This window comes from Nostoc sp. DSM 114159 (genome assembly GCF_053470285.1).
The window spans coordinates 2,752,361-2,774,599 of record NZ_JBPFEH010000001.1 but is presented as its reverse complement, the minus strand read 5'-3'; the positions used below and the strand labels follow the sequence as shown (position 1 = coordinate 2,774,599).

The following is a 22,239-nucleotide window of genomic DNA, read 5'->3' as shown; positions in this document are numbered from 1 at the left end:
AATTAATCTAGATAAACGCTGTTACTAATCTGGCTAATTTTACCTTTACTTTGTAACTTAAATTGTTAATATAACTCCTGGTTCTGTTGCTTGATTGTACAAAACACATCGGCAATTACTTGGATTTATAGTATAAATTTTGGCATATATTGCAAAGTCATACCAAGCGGGAAAAATGATTGCGACAGATGGAAAACTGAAACATTTATTCAATGGATGTTTCACAATCCAAAATCGTTCGACTGAGCGACTTGCCTTGAGTTTCGACACTTCGACTGCGCTCAGTGCATCGCTGCGCGGTAATCGAGCGACTTGTACTGAGTTTCGACTGCGCTCAACTACCGCGTAGTCGAAGTAAGTCGAGATTCAACTACCGCGAAGTTGAAAGCAGCCGAAGTCTAAAATCTAAAATCCAAAATAGTATCACTTACTCAGCTAAATTATGCAGTTTACTTAACTCATCAAATCTTCATATTTTTGAAGTGTAGTTTATCTTTTGCAGTAAAAATAATGGGAATAATAGAATAAATCGGATTGAGTAAATTATTTTGCTATGAGCCAAATATGTCCTATCTCCAAAACCTGTGCTTGTCGCAATGTTGCACGCTGCCGGAATAAGGAGGCAGGTAGGCTATTTCTCTGGTTTCCCGTTTCACATACCCTGATAAAAGTCACCTCCTACCTACAGCAATTTGCGCTTAAGTATGAACTGATGCACGAGCGGCCAGGTTTGAGTTTAGAGTGTAGACCCGGACAGTCCCTAGAAATTGCCCATAACTTGGCCAAACTACTTGCACCAAGAGAATTAAAAGAGACGCAAGTCCTTTTCATGCAAGGCACTTTCCAACCTCAACTCCATGATTTTAGTGACATAGCCTCATTACAACGCTTCATTAAGTTAAACCAATCCGATTGGTTGATTGATATGCTGGCAACAGAACGATTCACCAGTTACTTTCAACCAATTGTTTCAATTAACGATACATCGCAAATTTTTGGATATGAATCGCTCTTGCGCGGTCTAGATGAAGAAGGCAATTTAGTACTACCGACATCCATTCTGGAGTTAGCAACTGAAGCCGGACTTCTACCACAACTCGACCAAGTTGCTCGCCTCAGCACAATCACTCAATTCAGCCGCCATCAAGTGAATGGGCACATCTTCATCAATTTTGCACCAACTTCACTTTATGACCCAGCTTTTTGCCTACGTAGTACGGTAAAGGCCATTGATACTGCCGGAATTTCCCACGATCGCGTTGTTTTTGAAGTCGTGGAGTCAGACAATCCTCAAGATTTAGCTCACCTCAAAGCAGTGCTTCAATACTACCGGAATGCTGGGTTTTTAATTGCTCTTGACGATCTTGGTTCTGGTTATTCCAGCCTAAACTTGCTGCATCAGTTACGTCCAGATTTTATCAAGCTGGACATGGAGTTAATTCGAGATGTGCATCAAGACCTTTACAAAGCTTCGATTACCGAGAAGCTTCTAGAGATTACTCAAAAGTTAAATATTCAAACCGTTGCTGAAGGAATTGAGTGCATTGAAGAACTGAACTGGCTGCGAGAACGAGGTGCAAATTTTGCTCAAGGCTATTTGATTGCTAAACCTAGTGCAGCGCCTGTGACTACAACTCCTTACTTTGAGCAAATTGCATCATTAACTGTAGCATCGGCACATTCTCAGCAGGTTGAGCAGCGTGTCCAACACCAAAGCGAGTCTGAGCGAATTGTTGCGGCTGTAACGCAGCGCATTCGCCAATCGTTGGAGTTAGACGAGATTTTGCAAATCACGGTAGCCGAAGTGCGACAACTGTTTGAGGCAGATCGAGTGGTGATTTATCAGTTTAAGCCAGACTGGAGTGGATTAGTCGCTGTAGAATCCTTAGCAGAAGGGTGTATGTCGATTTTGAGATTTCACGTCATGGATACCTGCTTTCAATCCACGCGTGCAGCTTACTATCAACAAGGTAACACCAGAGCGATCGAAGACATTGAAACTGCGGAATTATCACCGTGCCATGTTGACCTCCTGAGAAGTCTGCAAATCCGGGCAAACCTTGTCGTACCAATTTTGCAGCAAGGGCGTTTGTGGGGACTATTGATTGCTCACCAATGCCGTCATTCCAGACAATGGCAGCAATCGGAGATTAACTTGTTTAACCAGTTAGCAGGTCAAACTGCGATCGCTATTCAGCAATCAGAACTTTACCACCAATTACAACAAGCAAACCAAGAATTACAGCGCCTTGCCTGTTCCGATGGTCTAACCCAAGTGGCAAATCGCCGCTGCTTTGATGACACATTAAACACCCAGTGGCAATGGTTGGCACGAGAGCAAAGTTCGCTATCTTTGATTTTGTGTGATGTTGATTACTTTAAGCTTTACAACGATACGCATGGACATCTGGCAGGAGATGATGCACTTAGACAGGTTGCTAAGGCAATCTCTCAGACAGTTAAACATCCCGCTGATTTAGTGGCTCGTTATGGCGGAGAAGAGTTTGCAGTTATTTTGCCGAATACTGATATTGAAGGGGCCATTGCAGTTGCAAAAGATATTCAGATCAATCTTAGTGCATTACAAATGCCTCATCCCCATTCTCAGGTCAGTAAATTCATTACCCTAAGTCTTGGTGTGGCAACCATCACTCCTCATAGCCAATTATCTCCTGCAACCTTAATTGCTGCTGCTGACCAAGGACTTTACCAGGCAAAAGCACAAGGGAGAAATTGTGTGGTGCAGATGGATTGTGAGAACGCTGATATTAAATAAGCTGATACCCTTGTGAGTTGTTCAGACAAAAATAATCATTTTAGCCATACTGTTAGAAAATAAAGCTCCAAACTTACTTTTGGTCTATTGTTTAAAAGTTGCCTGAGATTTTTCTTTGACCAAAGTGATGGCAGAATGTTAAGTAGAGCGGCATAAATAATTACAAGTTTACAGTGAAAACTTTAGCAATCAAGTGAGGGCTAAAGTTTTTACTACAAACTAATCTCAAGATTTTTTACATTATTTAATTTACTTCGTTTTATTCTCACTTACTTAAAATAGGTGAATATAAAACGAAAAGTGAACGTGTGAATAAAACATTAATGGCTTGACAAGTTGTGATTATATGAAATAATAATCATCTATGTATATAAAAGATTGATGTTCTCAATAGATTTGGATATACAAATGTTAAATTCATTTAGTTTTATATTCATATATGAATGTATTAATTATTTTGGCTGAAGTCAGCCTGATAATCTTTGTTTTTTTATTACTAAACTGGATTTTCAGCAAATTATTCAAGCTATTTACTAAAACCTTTATACCTAATAGCGACAATAGAAGTATCAAAACCCTCCGCCGAAATATCACAGGGTTATTGTTACTTGCTTGCGTGGTGTCGTGCATTTTGATTGTGGGTGCTAATAGTTATCTAGTTTATCGGGGCGAAAACCTTCAGCAATACACACTCTTGTTGATTGAGCTTATTCCATCAGGATTTTGGGTGACACTAGGAATTGGTATAGCTCAGAGTATTGGCACTTTGATTTTAGCGGCGATCGCTCTGAAATTTATTAAATATTGGCTGAAGGTAGCCAGCACTCGCGCCAAGAACTTAGAAAAAAATACTGCTGACGATGAAAGTATTGATGCTTTCTTTAAGGCCTTCTATGACAGAATCAGCGGTGGAATCTGGCTTTGGGCTACCATCTTGTGTGCCCAGTTTCTCAAATTACCAACTACGGTTTCGGAATATTTGTATATCGCCCTGCGAATCTATCTAATCATTGCCGTCGGGTTGCTTATACTCAAAGCAGTCGCTGCGATCGTTGATAGCCTAGATGCTCTCAGCATCAGATACTCCAATCCTGATAACCTGCTAAGATTCTACGATCGCCTCCGACACCTAATACCCTTTTTAAAGCGCTGCTTGGAATTTGTGATTTATGTCTGCATGGCAACATTGGTGATTCAGCAGGTGCAGTTAATTGCCAATGTCGCAACTTTTGGGACGCGAATTATCAAGATAATCGGTATCATCTTCATTAGTCGCGTGTTGTTTGAGGTAGTTTACTTACTTATTGAAGAGGTGCTGTTCAAAGAGCAGAATCTAACTGATATTCAAAGAAGTAGACGCCTAACGCTCGTTCCTCTGTTTCGTAGTTTCTTACAATACTTAATTTACTTTGGTGCTACAGTTTTCATTCTCTATGCCCTGAGTATCGATCCAACTCCCATACTTGCGGGTGCTGGTATTGTCGGCATCGCTGTAGGTTTAGGGGCACAAACACTAATTAACGATATTGTCTGCGGCTTCTTTATTCTATTTGAAAACTACTACTTAGTAGGTGACTATATTGAAGCTGGAAAAGTCGAAGAGAAAGTTGTCGAAGGTATTGTCGAGGCGATTGAACTCAGAACCACTCGTGTCAGACATCCTAATGGTCAATTGCAGATTATTCGCAATGGCGATATTGGCTCAATTACTAATTACTCCAAACAGTATATCTTTGCAGTAGTAGAAGTTGGCGTGCCTTATGATTCTAACTTAGCGCACGTGTACAAAGTCATTGAGGAAGTGGGACAGCAGTTAAAAGCAGACTATCCAGATGTACTCGAAGGCACACAGATAGATGGAGTCGAAAGTCTGGGAGAGTCTAACTTGTTGCTGCGGACTTTAACGAAAGTAAAGCCAGGAAAACATCTTCAGATTCAGCGCGTTCTTCGGAAGATTTTTACGAATGCACTGCTGCGGGAAGGAATTACAATTCCCGTGCGCGCTGAAAGTGCTGAAGGTTAATTTGGCTCTTTTTTTCTACATTAGATTAGGCGGATTTCTAGTCATTAATATGATATAGAAAATAAATTTTAAGCTTAGTTAAAACGTGTTGATTTATACAAAAAATCAGTAGTGACTGTTATAGGCTTGAAAAGCCCTTTACTTTTATACTTTGGCGAAACTTCACCGCCAAAAAAGCACCAGAACGATAGAAAATTACCTGTTACCAAATGCGATTGATAGTTATCAAATGCAAATCCGGTTAAGTTGAACAGATTCTTGTCAGCAGAATAGGTGATTTTCTACGCTCTGGTTATTTCTTTTAATTATTTTAGCTCAATGCCTTTAAGCGATATCAATGCTATCTTAAAGGTTGTTTGAAAAGTCATGATTGATGTATTAAACATTTTTTACCCCGCCCTAACCCTCCCCTTATAAAGGGAAGGGAACCACATTTTTATTGTTTCCCCCCTTTATAAGGGGGGATTAAGGGGGGTAATAATGTAATTAAAATTACAGCCAACTACTTTTCAAACAACCTCTTAAATGCTTTGGCAGTTTGTGTACTTGCCAAAGATGTTATGAACAAAATATGGTTGTAATTTGCTAAAATTAGCTCCTTCATTTATTGATTAGGCAAAAAAGTTCTTTTAGCAGTGACGCGGCGTTTAACCCATTCCCAGTTCTGAGTAAAGATGTTAGATTCCCAACTTCTTTACTCAGCACTACTACCCCAGTCTCTAGTCTCTAGTCTCCATCAGTCTAACCAATTAATTTCTCCCAACTAGCAGGGCCGATAATTCCATCGGCATCTAAACCATTTTGCTTTTGAAAGTTTTTAACTACAATCTCTGTTTGCGGCCCGTAGACACCATCATTATCCACACCTAAACGGTATTGCAAGTATTTGACAACTGCATTACCAGCATGGTTTGGTCTAAGTATTCGTTTTGCCAAAATTTGATTTATGGCACTCCATGTAGTTGTGTCAGCAATTCCAGTTGACTGAACCCCAACAATAGTCTGAAATTTTTCTACAGCAGATTTGGTGTTAGCCCCTGTGAAGCCATCTTCCACTAATGTTTTACCATTTTTATCAGTTATTTTTAGTCGATTTAAGGCTTTTTGCAGTCTGAGAATCGTGGTATCTACATTATCTTCTTCATCTGGTACAGGGTTAACAGGAACACTTGCCACTTTACCAGTTAAGCCTTTGACAATTGCATTAGCCATTGCTTCAGGATTAAAAAGATTCATATCTTTTTGCGAATCGAGGAAGCAACATTCTACCAAGATAGCAGGCATATCTGTATTTTTCAGAACAAACAAGTGGGAACCACTCTTAACGCCACGATTAAAAAATCCTAACTTGATGATTTCATCTAATACAGGTTTAGCGATTTTTCTACCTGTATCGCTAGTTGCAAATACTTCTGTGCCATTAGCTTGCCCGTTAAAAGAGTTAAAATGAATCGAGACGTAAATATCTACTTTACTCGCATTAGCTGTAGAACATCTTTTTGAGAGTGATTCACGTACTGTACTAGCACTACTTGGTTTACATACTACGACTTCATTTCCTAAAGCTCTTAATTTGGCTATAACTCTATTACCGACATCTAAAGTTAAATTATCCTCGAATTTAATTCCTCTAGCTCCTGTATCTGGTGGACAATTGTGCCCGCTATCGATTCCGAATTTCATTATTTCATCCTCAATTTAATTGTTTTTACACTAATTCAAAACTTTTCTAATTATATAGACAAAGTTTTGTTAATAACTTTGTGAAAATACTTGTTAGCAATGGCTGCATTATTTTCAGCATTCCTACGCTATTAAACCAAATAAGTTTTTGTGCGAACCTGAGCAGTAACTTTGATTTGGTAAAATCCATTAATTACAAGCTATATTGTAACCAAAAACACAACTATTATAAGTTATCAATATCGAGAATAACCAGTAAAATTTTGCAATAAATTGAAATCTAGTAATTGCCTCCATTTTTTAGATAATAACGCTTTGTAAAACTGGAAAGCCATGACAAATGTACTTAGTTAGATGCCCAAATCCCAAAACCGAACGCACCCCTTGATGTGCATCTGGGTTTATAAGGCCGTAAACCTTTGACAGACTCTACCCTTGGCTTCTTGTTAACCCTGAGCAGCTTAACACATAATGCTTTACAGTATTAATGAATACGCGATCGCTTCTAGTAGTTCACCAAGGAAACTTGGCGGGGTAAAGGGTAAGGGGTAAAGGGAAAAGGTTTTAATTCCTTCCCCTTTCCCCTTTACCCTTTTCCCAGTCCAAACATAGCAATTTTGGGTTGGCAGACTACTAGACACACCTGTGCAAGATTAACAAACTAAACTGCTCAAGAAACGAGGCTCAACATGGGATCTTTAAATTTTGTGAAGCTACTGGAGAATTCCATCAATGAACCCGGCTTAGGGTGGACTCTTTGTTTTATAGGGGAAGATCAATCTAGCAAACTTGCAGAACTCACGCAAGAATTGAGGGGAGAATTTTCTGCAACAGGCGATGGAAAAGAGATTTTATCTGGTTTTTCTTATTGGGGAATCGGCCCAACCATCGCCTGGGATCGTGCCTGTAACGATCGCTTCTATCTCGTAATGAAAGAGAGTATAGAATCTTTTAGATATCGATGGAATCAAATTAATACAAATAATATCAAAGATCAAAAATATCATTATGTAAGTTTAGGCGTAGGCACCGGTGAAAAAGACCAACATATTTTAAGTTTATTGATTAACGCAAATCCCGATTTACTCTACTTTCCAGTTGATATGAGTTCGGAAATGTTAAGGCTAGGTGTGCAACAGGCAACGAGAGGCTCGCAATTGCAAGGTAGCCATGTATTGCCAATTCAAGTTGACTTTTCCATTGAGAGAAATGTTGACGAGTTACGAAAACTACTAGATAGAGTTATCAATAACAGTCCGGTGCTATTTTCGCTTTTGGGGAACACATTAGCTAACTTTCAGCAAGACACAGAACTTTTGCAAACTATTTCTAAACTAATGCGACCTGAAGATAGACTACTCCTAGAAGTAGCTACCACCGAAGAATTAAGCGAAGAAGCGGCACAAAATGCAGCCAAAGAATACGCAAAAACTAAATCGTTTAAAGAGTTTGTCACCAGTGCGTTGCTGCAAAATACTGATTTACATATCGACTTAAATAGTGTGTTTTTTGAAGGTACTGTAGAAGCCGATCGAGGAATTTTAATAAAAATATTGTATCGCAATCTAACTAAAAACAAAATTGAAGTAATGTTACCCGATCGGTCAGTAATGAATTTTGAAGACCAAGATACGATTCGTTTATATCTGAGTCGGAAATATGCTTCTAATGGCATCCAGAAAACTATATCAGACTGCAACCTGGTGCTTGTCGATCGGCTACACACAGTATTGGAACCGCGTTTAAAAAATGGATTTGGCATGGATTTAATCTTAATTGCCCCTGACTCTTCAGGAATTAACAATAATCCTTCTGTAGCAAATGATATATGGTCTAAAAGGTAAGATGTGATATGAGTATGAAAAACCTAGTGAGTTTTATCACGTTTTTCCCTCTACTTTTGGGATTTATTTTAGCCGCCGTCTGGTGGACTAAAGATGAAAAAAATTTGGAACCAATACTAACAGGTCTGGGATTATTAGCCACAGTTACCGGGATTTTTGGCGAACGATGGGCATCAGCTAACGAAAAGAGGATAGAATTTCTGCGTGCTTTACTGAATGAGTGCAGATCGAATGACGTAATTTTATCTGACGAACGATTTAATCCAAACTCACACAAGCCAGGACGACCGATAGTTTTTCCGCGATTAATTATATCAGTTACCGAAACAGCGATCGCATCTAATGTCTTTGCAGAACGTCAAGATAGAGAGTTATTTTCGCTTATACATCAATGGCGACATACTGCCAATGAGTTTAACCGGAGATTAGATATTACCGAGTTGCGTACATTCACAAACTTGTCAGCACAAGAAATTCGTTTGCTATACGAAGCGCTACAACAGTCAAAAGAGTTCAATGATGCACTGAATTTAACTCAACATATTACAACTTTTTTGCAATCAAAATATCCTAAAGGTAGTAGTGATAGTGAAGTCCTCATCCCTTCAAGGAACTACTGACCGGAATCTGTGGGTAGATATTTAACAATCAGCCTGAAAGCACGTTTAAAATTTAAGTAAAGAAATATTTCGTAGCTTACAGGCATGAAACGCATCGTCTTGATTGCTGGGTTTGAATCATTCAACGCTGACTTGTACAGAAAAGCAGCCTTTTTGGCTAACTCTCGCTGTCCTGAGTTGGATATTCGGGTATTTAGCGATCGCGATCTTACAACCAAACGCGCCGAGGTAGAAACAGCACTTGATGGCGCTGATGTGTTTTTCGGTAGCCTACTATTTGATTATGACCAAGTTGTGTGGTTGCGCGATCGCATTTCCCAAATTCCCATTCGCCTAGTTTTCGAGTCAGCCTTGGAATTGATAAGTTTAACCAAGTTGGGCGACTTTGCCATTGGCGACAAACCCAAAGGAATGCCCAAACCAGTTAAATTTATCCTCGACAAATTTAGCAATGGACGAGAAGAAGACAAACTTGCTGGTTACATCAGCTTCTTAAAAATTGGCCCCAAACTACTGAAATATGTTCCAGTACAAAAAGTCCAAGACTTACGCAACTGGTTAATTATCTACGGTTACTGGAATGCTGGCGGCCCAGAAAACGTCGCTTCATTATTCTGGACACTGGCAGAAAAATATTTAAATTTAAAAGTCGGCGACATTCCCCCGCTAGTCGAAACCCCCAACATCGGATTACTCCACCCCGACTATCCAGGGTTTTTTGAATCCCCCCGCGAATATTTGGAATGGTATGAAACCCATTGTAGAGACGCGATTCATCGCGTCTATTCTACAGACGCGATGAATCGCGTCTCTACAAAACCCATTATCGGAATTCTCCTCTACCGCAAACACGTCATCACCAAACAACCCTACATTCCCCAACTGATTCGCAGTTTTGAAAAAGCTGGTTTAACTCCTTTACCCATCTTCATCAACGGCGTAGAAGGACACGTGGCGGTACGAGATTTGATGACAACCGACTATGAAATTCAGCAACGACAACTAGGTAATATAGAGACTGCCTCACTATCAAGTGAAGCAGTGAAGGTGGATGCGATCGTTTCCACAATTGGCTTTCCTCTGGTAGGTGGCCCGGCTGGTTCAATGGAAGCTGGCCGTCAGGTGGAAGTAGCAAAACGCATCCTCACTGCCAAGAATGTACCTTATATTGTTGCTGCACCACTATTAATTCAAGATATTTACTCGTGGACGCGCCAAGGTATCGGCGGATTGCAAAGTGTCGTGTTGTATGCTTTACCAGAATTGGATGGCGCTATTGATACCGTTCCCCTTGGTGGTTTAGTGGGCGAAAATATTTATCTGGTTCCCGAACGGATGCAGCGATTAATCGATAGGGTTAAAAGTTGGGTAGCTTTGCGGCAAAAACCTGCATCTGAACGCAAGATTGCCATTATTTTATATGGCTTTCCTCCTGGTTATGGTGCTGTAGGCACAGCTGCATTATTAAATGTGCCGCGTAGTTTGCTGAAGTTTCTCCACGCACTCAAAAAACAAGGTTACACCGTGGGAGATTTACCTGATGATGGCGAAGAATTGATTCGCTGGGTGAAAGAGGCAGATGAATCTTTAGATGATACAAAAAATATTCCTGCGTCCGTTAGCACCTGTACCCTAGAAAAATGGTTGGGATATCTGCAAACTTCCCGCATCGAAAAACAATGGAAATCTCTGACGGGGACTGGTATTAAAACCTATGGCGATGAATTTCAAATTGGCGGTGTGCAATTAGGAAATGTATGGATAGGTGTACAACCACCATTAGGGATACAAGGCGATCCCATGCGCTTAATGTTTGAACGAGATTTAACGCCCCATCCCCAATATGCAGCTTATTATAAATGGTTGCAAAATGAGTTTCAAGCTGATGCTTTAGTTCACTTTGGAATGCATGGGACGGTGGAATGGTTGCCTGGTTCTCCGTTGGGTAATACGGGTTATTCTTGGTCGGATATTTTGTTAGGAAATTTGCCTAATCTATATATATATGCGGCGAATAATCCGTCTGAGTCAATGTTGGCAAAACGTCGCGGTTATGGTGTGTTGATTTCTCACAATGTACCGCCTTATGGTCGTGCAGGTTTGTATAAGGAATTGGTGGCGTTGCGAGATTTGATTTCGGAGTATCGCGAAGATCCACAAAAGAATTATGTTTTGAAGGAAGGGATTTGTAAAAAAATTGTGGACTCTGGTTTAGATGCAGATTGTCCCTTTGAGGATGCTAAACGGTTGGGAATTGCGTTTACTCCTGAAAATCTGCGGATGTTTAGCAATCATGCTTTTGATGATTATTTGGTGGAGTTGTACGAATATTTACAAGTTTTAGAAAATCGGTTGTTTTCTTCTGGGTTGCATACGTTGGGAGAAGCACCGAATGAGGAAGAATTAGGATCGTATTTGGAAGCTTATTTTGGAGAGGATGAAGGAGAAAAAGAAGAAGAAAAACTAATCAAAGACTTGTTGATGCAATCTACGGATGAGTTAACGAATTTGTTAAGGGGGTTGAATGGAGAGTATATTCCGCCTGCGCCTGGTGGTGATTTGTTGCGAGATGGCGCTGGTGTGTTACCGACTGGGAGGAATATTCATGCTTTAGATCCTTATCGGATGCCTTCACCTGCTGCTTATGAACGGGGACGAAAAATTGCTCAAAAAATTATCGCCCAGCATTTGGATGAACATGGGAAATATCCAGAAACGGTGGCGGTGATGTTATGGGGATTGGATGCGATTAAAACTAAGGGTGAATCTTTGGGGATTCTTTTGGAATTGGTGGGGGCTGAACCTGTTAAGGAAGGAACTGGTAGAGTTGTTCGTTATGAATTGAAGCCGTTGGCGGAAGTTGGACATCCCCGCATTGATGTGTTGGGTAATTTGTCTGGGATTTTTCGGGATAGTTTTGTAAATATTATCGAATTGTTGGATGATTTATTTCAACGGGCGGCTGATGCTGATGAACCGGACGATCAAAATTTTATTAGGAAACACGCTTTAGCTTTAAAAGCCCAAGGTGTGGAAAATGCATCGGCGAGATTGTTTTCTAATCCAACGGGTGATTTTGGTTCTTTAGTGAACGATCGCGTGGTTGATGGTAACTGGGAATCTGGCGAGGAGTTGGGGAATACTTGGCAAAGTCGCAATGTATTTAGCTACGGGAGAGAAGATAAAGGTCAAGCTAGACCGGAAGTGTTAAATACTTTGTTAAAAACTAGCGATCGCATTGTTCAAGAAATTGATTCGGTAGAATATGGTTTAACTGATATTCAAGAATATTACGCTAATACCGGCGGTTTGAAAAAGGCAGCAGAAAAACAAGGCGGTAAGAAAATTACAACCAGCTTTGTAGAAAGTTTCTCCAAAGATACTACACCGCGCAAGTTAGATGATTTGCTGCGAATGGAATATCGCACTAAGTTGGTAAATCCCAAATGGGCGCAAGCGATGGCGAATCAAGGTTCTGGTGGTGCTTTTGAAATTTCCCAACGGATGACGGCGTTGATTGGTTGGGGTGGTACTGCCGATTTTAGCGATGATTGGGTTTATGACCAAGCGGCTGATACTTATGCGTTAGACGCAGAGATGGCGGATAAATTACGTAAGGCAAATCCTGAAGCTTTCCGCAATATTTTAGGCAGAATGTTGGAGGCGCATGGGCGGGGTTTCTGGGAAGCTGACGATGAGAAGTTAGATAAGTTGCGCCAATTGTATGAGTTAACGGATGAGGAGTTGGAAGGTGTGACAGTTTAGAAGGTAGATGCGTTAAAAGTTCAAATAAAAATTATTGTAGAGACGGCGATTTATCGCGTCTTCACTTAATCGAACCGTATTGAAAGCGAGGTCTACGACGGGCTATGCCTACGCTATTACGCTTGAAGCTGTAAAAATTTAAACCTTTGCAGCTAAGATTACTTCATGTATAAGAAAGGCTTAAGTTTTTCTAGCAAATGTATAAGCCCTTGCTGGAAAGGCTTAATACTTTGCAACAAATGCTTTTCCATGTATAAGAAAGGCTTAAGTTTTTCTAGCAAATATATAAGCCCTTGCTGCAATTGTTTAATGCTGTGCAGCAAATGTTCTTCCATGTATAAGAAAGGCTTAAGTCATTGCAGCAATTGTTGTAACAAAATTATGACTCTATTTAATACCGGAAATAGAATATAGAAAATTGTAGGTTGGGTTAAGCAAAGCGCAACCCAACAAAGCCCCGAAAATGTTGGGTTTCGTTCCTCAAACGCCATGTGCTTCAAGTCGGGGAACCCGCCCAACGCAGTGGCTCCCCAACCTACACATTTCAAGGTTTTTGGCGCTAACCCAAGCGTATTGGAATATAGTCTAAGTGAAATTAACTAAATTTTGAGAAATGTAATTGCAACTGATTTGCTATATTTTCCCATGACAATTAGAAATTCTTTGGTATAAAACAGTACTAATAACTTAGTAGTAGAGATGCATTATGGCACGTCGTAAAAGAAATTCCACCGCTTTAGAACGAGCCGATCGCCGGATTGAAAGTTTACAATCTATCAGTGTAGAACTTGACTTTGGGGAAGGATTGACTACACAAGCTTACACCATGACAATTAACGATCTCCGGTCTAAGCTTGCTGCCTACAACACTGCATTATCTACCATTGACAAACTCACAGATGACGTGAATAACGCCGAAAAGGTTGTAATAGCGATGTCAGAAAAAATGTTATTAGGAGTTGGCAGCCGTTACGGTAAAACCAGCCCAGAATACGAGATGGCGGGTGGTGCTAGACGAGGTAATACCAAGAAGAAGCGAAGCGTACTAGACAATTCCAAACCCACCAATTCTTTAGCAGCCGATTCTGTGAAACTTTCTTCTGCAAATGGATCTATGAATCGGGTGTAGGGTGCGATCGTGAGTTGAGTAAAATCCAATAGGGTTTAGTGTCAACTTAAGCTCAAATACTTAATTTACTGTAGTTTGAGATCCTTCAACTCCATTAAAAAGGGGGCACTAGTTCCCCCTTTTTTAAGGCTACCGTGTATACACAAGTCAAATTACCCCCCTTAATCCCCCCTTGCAAAGGGGGGAAACAAGAATCTAGTTCCCTGCCCTTGAAAGGAGGGTTAGGGTGGGGTAAAATTAAGGCGAAAACCAAATGAGTAAACTATTTCAGACTTGTGTATTTCTGCAACTGCTGCACAAACGCATCATGTTCCGGTGATTTCAACCCCGCTTGCACCACCTCCAACACTCGCACCATCTGATTGTTTAACAGCGCCTCCACCGCTAACCACAAACCCGGAAACACCCCAGAGCGAATAATTCCATCTGCACCGGGAGATAGCAATCGATAGTCGCCATCAATGAGGCAAAACCATTCAATTTTATTCTCGTAAGATTGCCAGATTACGTACTCTAACACCCCATTACGACGATAAACCTGCTTTTTGCTGCCTGTATCAATGGCTGCACTACTCGCGGCAATTTCAACAATCAATTCGGGAGATCCTTCAATGTAACCGTCGCTGCTCAAACGGGTTTGTCCGCCTGCGTCTGGTTCAATAAAAAGCGCTGCATCTGGCTGGGGTTCATTGTCTAAATCTAGTCTTACCGTTGGTTCAACGCTCAAATCAACGCCAGGAGTCAGTGATTGGTAGACTCCTAACCAAGTTATCACCTGACTGTGGGGTTTGCCATGCTGCTCGTGTCTTACAGGAGATGCGATGTAAACAATTCCTTCAATCAGTTCTGCTTTCTTGATATGGGGTGCAGCCGCATAACGCCGTTCAAATTCAGGACGAGTTAGACGATCGCCACTTTCAAGCGGAGGCAGATGTCTCTGGGGTGAGTACTCTCTAACCATTTGCCAATCCTTGGAGTTGCCGGATATTTTTGACTTTAGCAAACCTCAGTTATCAGTTAGAATTTATTGATTTGCTGTTTTCCTCAAATTCCAAAAATCATAAAACGTACTGTTAATTATCATCGTATGTTCTACGTGCGATCGCTTACTGCCCAAGTTAGACATCGCCGACAATTAATGCTGCATAACAGATTCCAACTAGCTATCATTAGCTAAGTGGTATGCCAGATATATTGACGGCAATACCATTTAGTTAGCAGTCTTTCTTGACTGCTTACACTCGCACCCATAAAAATATTAGTTCGATCCACTTTTTATTCCCTGCTCTCTATTGTGATACGCATTGGCTAAAAGTACTCTAAATAAGTACGGGGTGCAAAAAATATAAAAAATTTCTCAAGATTCAAGATTAAGGATAAGGCTATGGCAACCGAACAGTTAACTAGAGACAGCGACAATCTAGATTTAAATCAGCTACTAAGAACGCTGAATGCTGTTAAACAGGGTGACTTTTCTGCTCGGATGCCCATAGACCATACTGGTGTGGCGGGGAAAATAGCTGATACGCTCAATGATATTATTGACCAGAATGAGCGGATGGCGGCCGAACTACAACGGATTGGTAACGTTGTTGGCAAAGAAGGCAAAATTGCCGAACGTGCCTCTCTCGGAGATGTTCGTGGTTCTTGGTCAGATTGCGTGACTTCTGTCAATAGTCTAATTACAGATTTAGTTCAACCAACAGCTGAAACTACTCGTGTAATTCGCTCAGTTGCTAATGGTGACTTATCGCAAACGATCGCCACAGAAATTGAAGGCAGACCTCTGCAAGGTGAGTTTCTCCAAACTGCAAATATCGTCAACACGATGGTAGAACGGCTCGGTTCTTTTGCATCGGAAGTAACGCGGGTGGCGCGGGAAGTAGGAACCGAAGGTAAATTGGGCGTTCAAGCCGAAGTGCAAGGTGTGGCTGGCACTTGGAAAGATTTGACTGATAACGTTAACTTGATGGCGGGTAATCTCACCGGACAAGTTCGCAACATTGCCGAAGTTGCTACTGCGATCGCCAATGGGGATTTATCGAAAAAAATCACTGTCAATGTCAAAGGCGAAATTCTGGAACTCAAAAACACCGTCAACACGATGGTGGATCAACTTAATTCTTTTGCATCGGAAGTGACGCGGGTGGCGCGTGAGGTGGGAACTGAAGGGAAATTGGGCGTGCAAGCCGAGGTTAAAGGAGTAGCAGGGACTTGGAAGGATTTAACCGATAACGTTAACTTGATGGCTGGAAATTTAACCGCCCAAGTCCGTAACATTGCGGAAGTTACCACGGCGGTAGCGAATGGCGACTTATCCAAGAAAATCACTGTTGATGTCAAAGGCGAAATTTTAGAGTTGAAAAACACCGTCAACATCATGGTGGATCAGCTGAATTCCTTTGCATCGGAAGTAACAAGAGTTGCGCGTGAGGTGGGTGCAGAAGGTAAATTGGGCGGTCAAGCAGAAGTTCGCGGCGTCGCAGGTACGTGGAAAGACCTTACCGATAGTGTGAATTTCATGGCGGGAAGCTTGACGGCACAGGTGCGGAATATTGCGGAAGTCACAACGGCGGTAGCAAATGGCGATTTATCCAAGAAAATCACTGTGGATGTCAAAGGCGAAATTTTGGAGTTGAAAAATACCATCAACACAATGGTGGATCAACTTAATTCCTTTGCATCAGAAGTAACAAGAGTTGCCCGTGAAGTGGGAACTGAAGGGAAGTTGGGCGTACAAGCAGAAGTGCGGGGAGTTGCGGGTACTTGGAAAGATTTAACCGATAACGTTAACTTAATGGCGGGTAATCTCACCGGACAGGTGCGAAATATTGCCGAAGTTGCGACTGCGATCGCCAATGGCGATTTATCCAAAAAAATCACCGTCGATGTTAAAGGTGAAATTTTTGAACTGAAGAACACCATCAATATCATGGTAGATCAACTCAGTTCTTTTGCCTCGGAAGTAACACGGGTGGCGCGTGAGGTGGGAAGTGAAGGGAAACTGGGCGTGCAAGCCGATGTGCGCGGTGTGGCGGGAACTTGGAAAGATTTAACCGACAGCGTAAACTTCATGGCGGGAAGTTTAACGGCACAGGTGCGAAATATTGCCGAAGTGACTACGGCGGTGGCAACAGGCGATTTATCCAAGAAAATCACCGTCGATGTCAAAGGTGAAATATTGGAACTCAAAAATACCATCAACACAATGGTGGATCAACTGAATTCCTTTGCATCAGAAGTAACAAGGGTTGCGCGTGAGGTAGGAAGCGAGGGTAAACTGGGCGTGCAAGCAGAAGTGCGCGGTGTCGCGGGTACTTGGAAAGATTTAACCGACAGCGTGAATTTCATGGCGGGAAGCTTGACGGCGCAGGTGCGGAACATCGCCGAAGTGACTACGGCGGTTGCAACAGGCGATTTATCCAAGAAAATCACCGTTGATGTCAAAGGTGAAATTCTGGAGTTGAAAAATACCATTAATACAATGGTGGATCAACTCAGTTCCTTTGCCAGTGAAGTAACGCGGGTGGCGCGTGAGGTGGGAACTGAAGGTAAATTGGGCGTACAAGCGGAAGTAAAAGACGTTGCCGGAACTTGGAAAGATTTAACTGACAGCGTAAACTTCATGGCGGGAAGCTTGACGGCACAAGTGCGGAACATTGCCGAAGTGACAACTGCGATCGCCAATGGTGACTTATCGAAGAAAATTACTGTTGCCGTCAAAGGCGAAATTCTGGAACTCAAGAATACCATCAATATAATGGTGGATCAACTCAACTCCTTTGCCAGTGAAGTAACGCGGGTGGCGCGGGAAGTGGGAAGCGAAGGTAAACTCGGCGTACAAGCAGATGTGCGTGGCGTAGCTGGAACTTGGAAAGATTTAACCGACAGCGTGAACTTCATGGCGGGAAGTTTAACGGCACAGGTACGAAATATTGCTACAGTTACCACGGCGGTGGCAAATGGCGACTTATCCAAAAAAATCTCTGTTGATGTCAAAGGTGAAATTTTGGAACTCAAAAACACCATTAACACAATGGTGGATCAACTCAATTCCTTTGCAAGTGAAGTGACGCGGGTGGCGCGGGAGGTAGGAACCGAGGGTAAATTGGGCGTACAAGCAGAAGTTAAAGGAGTGGCAGGTACTTGGAAAGACTTGACCGAAAGTGTAAACTTCATGGCGGGAAGCTTGACGGCACAGGTGCGGAACATTGCCGAAGTGACCACGGCGGTAGCTAACGGCGACTTATCCAAGAAAATCACCGTCGATGTGAAAGGTGAAATCCAAGAGCTTAAAAACACCATCAACACAATGGTGGATCAACTCAATTCCTTTGCATCAGAAGTTACCAGAGTTGCCCGTGAGGTGGGAACCGAAGGTAAATTGGGCGTGCAAGCTTACGTCAGAGGCGTAGCTGGAACTTGGAAAGATTTAACAGACAATGTGAACTCGATGGCGGGGAACCTCACCGGACAAGTTCGCAACATCGCCGAAGTTACCAAGGCGGTAGCTAATGGCGACTTATCTAAGAAAATTACCGTCGATGCCAGAGGCGAAATTTTGGACTTAAAGAACACCACCAATACAATGGTGGATCAACTTAGTTCCTTTGCATCAGAAGTAACGCGGGTGGCGCGGGAAGTGGGAACTGAAGGGAAGTTAGGCGGACAAGCGCAAGTCCAAGGTGTTGCAGGGACTTGGAAGGATTTAACTGACAACGTTAACTCGATGGCGGGTAACTTAACGGCACAAGTGCGCGGTATCGCCAGAGTCGTAACCGCAGTTGCGAACGGTGACTTGAAACGGAAACTGATGTTAGATGCCAAAGGAGAAATCGAAACCTTGGCAGAGACAATCAACGAGATGATTGATACCCTAGCAACATTTGCCAATCAGGTAACTACAGTAGCGCGGGAAGTGGGAATCGAAGGAAAGTTAGGCGGACAAGCGAGAGTACCTGGGGCAGCTGGAACTTGGAAAGATTTGACGGATAATGTAAATGAACTCGCTGCTACACTGACAACTCAGTTGCGAGCGATCGCCGAAGTTGCTACAGCTGTAACTAAAGGCGATTTAACTCGTTCAATTGCCGTCGAAGCACTAGGGGAAGTCGCAATACTCAAAGACAACATCAACCAGATGATTGCTAATCTGCGCGAGACAACGCAGAAAAATACTGAGCAAGACTGGTTGAAAACTAACCTCGCCAAGTTTACCCGAATGCTGCAAGGGCAGCGAGATTTAGAAACCGTATCTAAACTAATTCTCTCAGAACTAGCGCCTTTGGTAGGAGCGCAACATGGCGTATTCTTTTTGATGGAATCTGCTGAACATACACCGTATTTGAAATTAATTAGTAGCTACGCTTACCGGGAACGCAGACATCTAGCTAACCGCTTCCACTTGGGTGAAGGTTTAGTGGGGCAATGCGCTTTAGAAAAAGAGCGAATACTGCTAACGGATGTACCAAGCGATTATGTCAGAATTGCCTCTGGTTTAGGAGAAGCCACGCCCTTGAATGCCGTAGTGTTACCTGTACTTTTTGAAGGACAAGTGACAGCAGTCATTGAATTAGCATCCTTCCGCCGCTTTAGCGAAATTCATCTGACATTCTTCGACCAGCTTACCGAAAGTATCGCGATCGTCCTCAACACGATCGCCGCATCGATGCGCACTGAAGAATTACTCAAGCAGTCGCAATCATTGGCTGAAGAACTCCAAACCCAGCAAAGCGAACTCAGGGAAACTAACAAGCGCTTAGAACAACAAGCCCAATCACTCAAAGCCTCTGAAGATTTACTCAAAGGACAGCAAGAAGAACTGCAACAAACCAACGCTGAGTTAGAAGAAAAGGCAGAGTTGTTGGCGATGCAAAAGAAAGAAGTCGAGCGCAAAAATCGGGAAATTGAACAAGCAAGACTTTCTTTGGAAGACAAAGCTGAACAACTCGCCCTTTCTTCAAAATATAAATCAGAATTTCTCGCCAATATGTCCCATGAACTGCGGACACCGTTGAACAGCTTGTTGATTTTGGCGAAATTGTTGTCAGATAACATCGATCGCAACCTTACCGCCAAACAAGTCGAATACAGCCAAACAATCTACTCAGCCGGGACTGATTTGTTGGCGTTAATCAATGACATTCTCGATCTCGCCAAAATTGAATCTGGAACTATGTCGATTGACATAACTCAAATGCCATTGACAGAATTGGGCGATCAGATTGAGCGCACCTTCCGACAAATCGCTCAGAGCAAAGGACTTGGTTTCACAATTGAATTGGCTCCCGAATTGCCCACAACCATCTATACAGATGTCAAACGCTTACAACAGGTCTTAAAAAATCTCCTCTCCAATGCTTTTAAATTTACAGAAAAAGGAGAGGTACGCTTACAGATTGCGGTGGCGAAGCAGGGATGGAGCAAAGATCAAGAAACTTTGAATCGCGCCCAAAATGTCATCGCCTTCTCAGTCAGCGATACAGGCATTGGCATTGCTCCCGACAAGCAGAAAGTTATTTTCGAGGCATTTCAGCAAGCCGATGGCTCTACCAGTCGGAGATACGGCGGTACTGGATTGGGCTTATCAATTAGCCGTGAAATCGCCCGTCTCTTTGGCGGCGAAATTAAACTAATCAGTCAACCAGGTCAAGGCAGCACCTTTACATTCTACTTCCCCCAATTGAGTCCAGAGTTCCGAGTTTTGAGTCCTGAGCCAACATCAACTCAATCCAGCACAGAGGCGATTAATCGCGTCTCTACCCACTCCTCACTCCTAACTCCTAACTCCGCACTGATTAATGACGATCGCGCTACTATCGGCGTAGGCGATCGCGTGTTACTAATTGTTGAGGATGACGTTAATTTTGCGCGTATCCTGCTAGATATGGCACAACAGCAAGGATTCAAAGCGATCGCTGCCCAAACAGGCACTACAGGTTTGATGCTAGCGCAGCAATTCCTACCTTCAGCGATTTTGCTAGATATCAGGTTGCCAGAAATGGATGGTTGGACTGTATTAGATCGTTTGAAGCATGACCCAAATACCCGCCACATTCCTGTACATATCATGACCGTTGAGGAAGGAAGACAACGCGGTTTGCAATTAGGTGCGATCGCATATCTGCAAAAACCTTTAACCAGCGAGATCGTATCCGAGGCGTTGACCAAAATTAAAGGTTTTGTTGAGCGCCAAGTGAAAAATTTGTTGGTAGTCGAAGACGACGACGCTCAACGGCTGAGTATTGTGGAGTTGATTGGTAACAGCGATGTTTCGACCACAGCAGTAGGCACTGGTGCAGCAGCTTTAGAAGCTATTCGCTCACAGCATTTTGATTGCCTCGTTCTCGATTTAGGGCTACCCGATATGACTGGGTTTGAACTGATCGAGCAAATAAAGCTTCTACCTCACGGTAAAACTTTACCAATTATTGTCTACACAGGTAGAGATATTAGCAAAGCTCAAGAAACGGAACTCAGACGAATTGCCGAAACAATCATCATTAAAGATGTGCGATCGCCCGAACGTCTCCTCGATGAAACAGCATTATTTTTACACCGAGTCCAAGCAAATTTACCAGCACCCAAACGAGAAATACTTGAACAACTGCATTCCATAGACTACTTACTCGCTGGCAAAAAAGCGCTAATTGTAGACGACGATATGCGTAATATCTTTGCGCTGACAAGTATGCTGGAGCGTTATCAAATACAAGTTTTATATGCTGAAAACGGCAGGGAGGGGATTATCCTGTTAGAAACTACACCAGATATTGATGTGGTTTTGATGGACGTAATGATGCCAGAAATGGACGGTTACGAAACAACACGCTTAATCCGCCAAAACGAGCAATTTAAATCTTTGCCGATTATTGCACTGACCGCTAAAGCCATGCAAGGCGATCGCGAGAAATGTATTGAAGCGGGCGCATCAGATTACATCACCAAACCCGTAGATACTGAACAATTGCTGTCGCTATTGCGTGTTTGGCTATATCGTTAACGGAATAATGTTCTAATGTATTTGAACCACACCCAATACGGTTCGGTTAAAGGGAAAAGGGGAAAGGGGAAAGGGGAATAAAAAACCTTTAACCGCAAACCCATTTCCCTTTTCCCCAAACCCTATTTTGACGTGAGTTCGACGGCTCTAAAAACCCCTCTCCAAACCTCTCCCCCACAGGGAGAGAGGCTTTGAAACCCTAATTTTTTCGTTGTCAACTAAGAATATTTCTGTCCCTCTCCGCCTCGGAGAGGGGTTGGGGAGAGGTTCATCGAACTCACGTTATTTTGAGTTCAAAATGCTTATCCGAACCGTATTGCTTCCCCTTTAACCAAAACCTTTTCCCCAAGAGTGCAAAAAGCACTTTTGCCAAGAGGTCTATTTCTTTGGGGAGATG

Annotated in this window: 10 protein-coding genes; 8 read left to right on the top strand and 2 right to left on the bottom strand. The window is 42.4% G+C overall.

Features of this window, described 5'->3' with window-relative positions; translation table 11 throughout:
• The first annotated feature begins 175 nt into the window (after positions 1 to 175).
• From ACR5KR_RS11460 to ACR5KR_RS11450, 3 genes are all read left to right on the top strand, one after another.
• The gene (locus ACR5KR_RS11460) at positions 176 to 349 is read left to right on the top strand and encodes a hypothetical protein (protein ID WP_448266607.1); all 174 of its coding nucleotides are present in this window, start codon (positions 176 to 178) and stop codon (positions 347 to 349) included.
• A 204-nt stretch (positions 350 to 553) separates the two neighbouring features.
• Positions 554 to 2,776: an EAL domain-containing protein gene (locus ACR5KR_RS11455; protein ID WP_448266606.1), complete on the top strand. Its 2,223-nt coding sequence runs from the start codon at positions 554 to 556 to the stop codon at positions 2,774 to 2,776.
• Positions 2,777 to 3,215: 439 nt separating this feature from the next.
• Positions 3,216 to 4,799: a mechanosensitive ion channel family protein gene (locus ACR5KR_RS11450; RefSeq protein WP_448266605.1), complete on the top strand. Its 1,584-nt coding sequence runs from the start codon at positions 3,216 to 3,218 to the stop codon at positions 4,797 to 4,799.
• A gap of 741 nt (positions 4,800 to 5,540) precedes the next feature.
• On the opposite strand, the gene ACR5KR_RS11445 is transcribed toward ACR5KR_RS11450, so the two are convergent.
• Positions 5,541 to 6,482, bottom strand: coding sequence for an N-acetylmuramoyl-L-alanine amidase (locus tag ACR5KR_RS11445; protein WP_448266604.1), 942 nt, complete (start codon positions 6,480 to 6,482; stop codon positions 5,541 to 5,543).
• 689 nt (positions 6,483 to 7,171) lie between these two features.
• Between ACR5KR_RS11445 and ACR5KR_RS11440 the strand changes: the two genes are divergently transcribed.
• From ACR5KR_RS11440 to ACR5KR_RS11425, 4 genes are all read left to right on the top strand, one after another.
• On the top strand, positions 7,172 to 8,326 hold the full coding sequence (locus tag ACR5KR_RS11440) for an L-histidine N(alpha)-methyltransferase (protein WP_448266603.1): 1,155 nt from the start codon (positions 7,172 to 7,174) through the stop codon (positions 8,324 to 8,326).
• An 8-nt stretch (positions 8,327 to 8,334) separates the two neighbouring features.
• The gene (locus ACR5KR_RS11435; protein ID WP_448266602.1) at positions 8,335 to 8,946 is read left to right on the top strand and encodes a hypothetical protein; all 612 of its coding nucleotides are present in this window, start codon (positions 8,335 to 8,337) and stop codon (positions 8,944 to 8,946) included.
• A gap of 84 nt (positions 8,947 to 9,030) precedes the next feature.
• On the top strand, positions 9,031 to 12,711 hold the full coding sequence (gene bchH, locus ACR5KR_RS11430; protein ID WP_448266601.1) for a magnesium chelatase subunit H: 3,681 nt from the start codon (positions 9,031 to 9,033) through the stop codon (positions 12,709 to 12,711).
• Positions 12,712 to 13,417: 706 nt separating this feature from the next.
• Positions 13,418 to 13,840, top strand: a complete 423-nt coding sequence (locus tag ACR5KR_RS11425) for a hypothetical protein (RefSeq protein ID WP_448266600.1) — start codon at positions 13,418 to 13,420, stop codon at positions 13,838 to 13,840.
• A 262-nt stretch (positions 13,841 to 14,102) separates the two neighbouring features.
• Here the strand turns inward: ACR5KR_RS11425 and ACR5KR_RS11420 are convergent, their stop codons facing one another.
• Entirely contained in the window at positions 14,103 to 14,801 is a 699-nt protein-coding gene (locus ACR5KR_RS11420; protein ID WP_448266599.1) for a Uma2 family endonuclease, read from the bottom strand.
• A gap of 423 nt (positions 14,802 to 15,224) precedes the next feature.
• Between ACR5KR_RS11420 and ACR5KR_RS11415 the strand changes: the two genes are divergently transcribed.
• Positions 15,225 to 21,842: a HAMP domain-containing protein gene (locus ACR5KR_RS11415; RefSeq protein ID WP_448266598.1), complete on the top strand. Its 6,618-nt coding sequence runs from the start codon at positions 15,225 to 15,227 to the stop codon at positions 21,840 to 21,842.
• Positions 21,843 to 22,239 lie beyond the last annotated feature (397 nt).

Coding starts and splice junctions, on each gene's coding strand:
- ACR5KR_RS11460 (WP_448266607.1), top strand. CDS start 176: ATGATTGCGACAGATGGAAAACTGAAACATTTATTCAATGGATGTTTC.
- ACR5KR_RS11455 (WP_448266606.1), top strand. CDS start 554: ATGAGCCAAATATGTCCTATCTCCAAAACCTGTGCTTGTCGCAATGTT.
- ACR5KR_RS11450 (WP_448266605.1), top strand. CDS start 3,216: ATGAATGTATTAATTATTTTGGCTGAAGTCAGCCTGATAATCTTTGTT.
- ACR5KR_RS11445 (WP_448266604.1), bottom strand. CDS start 6,482: ATGAAATTCGGAATCGATAGCGGGCACAATTGTCCACCAGATACAGGA.
- ACR5KR_RS11440 (WP_448266603.1), top strand. CDS start 7,172: ATGGGATCTTTAAATTTTGTGAAGCTACTGGAGAATTCCATCAATGAA.
- ACR5KR_RS11435 (WP_448266602.1), top strand. CDS start 8,335: ATGAGTATGAAAAACCTAGTGAGTTTTATCACGTTTTTCCCTCTACTT.
- bchH (WP_448266601.1), top strand. CDS start 9,031: ATGAAACGCATCGTCTTGATTGCTGGGTTTGAATCATTCAACGCTGAC.
- ACR5KR_RS11425 (WP_448266600.1), top strand. CDS start 13,418: ATGGCACGTCGTAAAAGAAATTCCACCGCTTTAGAACGAGCCGATCGC.
- ACR5KR_RS11420 (WP_448266599.1), bottom strand. CDS start 14,801: ATGGTTAGAGAGTACTCACCCCAGAGACATCTGCCTCCGCTTGAAAGT.
- ACR5KR_RS11415 (WP_448266598.1), top strand. CDS start 15,225: ATGGCAACCGAACAGTTAACTAGAGACAGCGACAATCTAGATTTAAAT.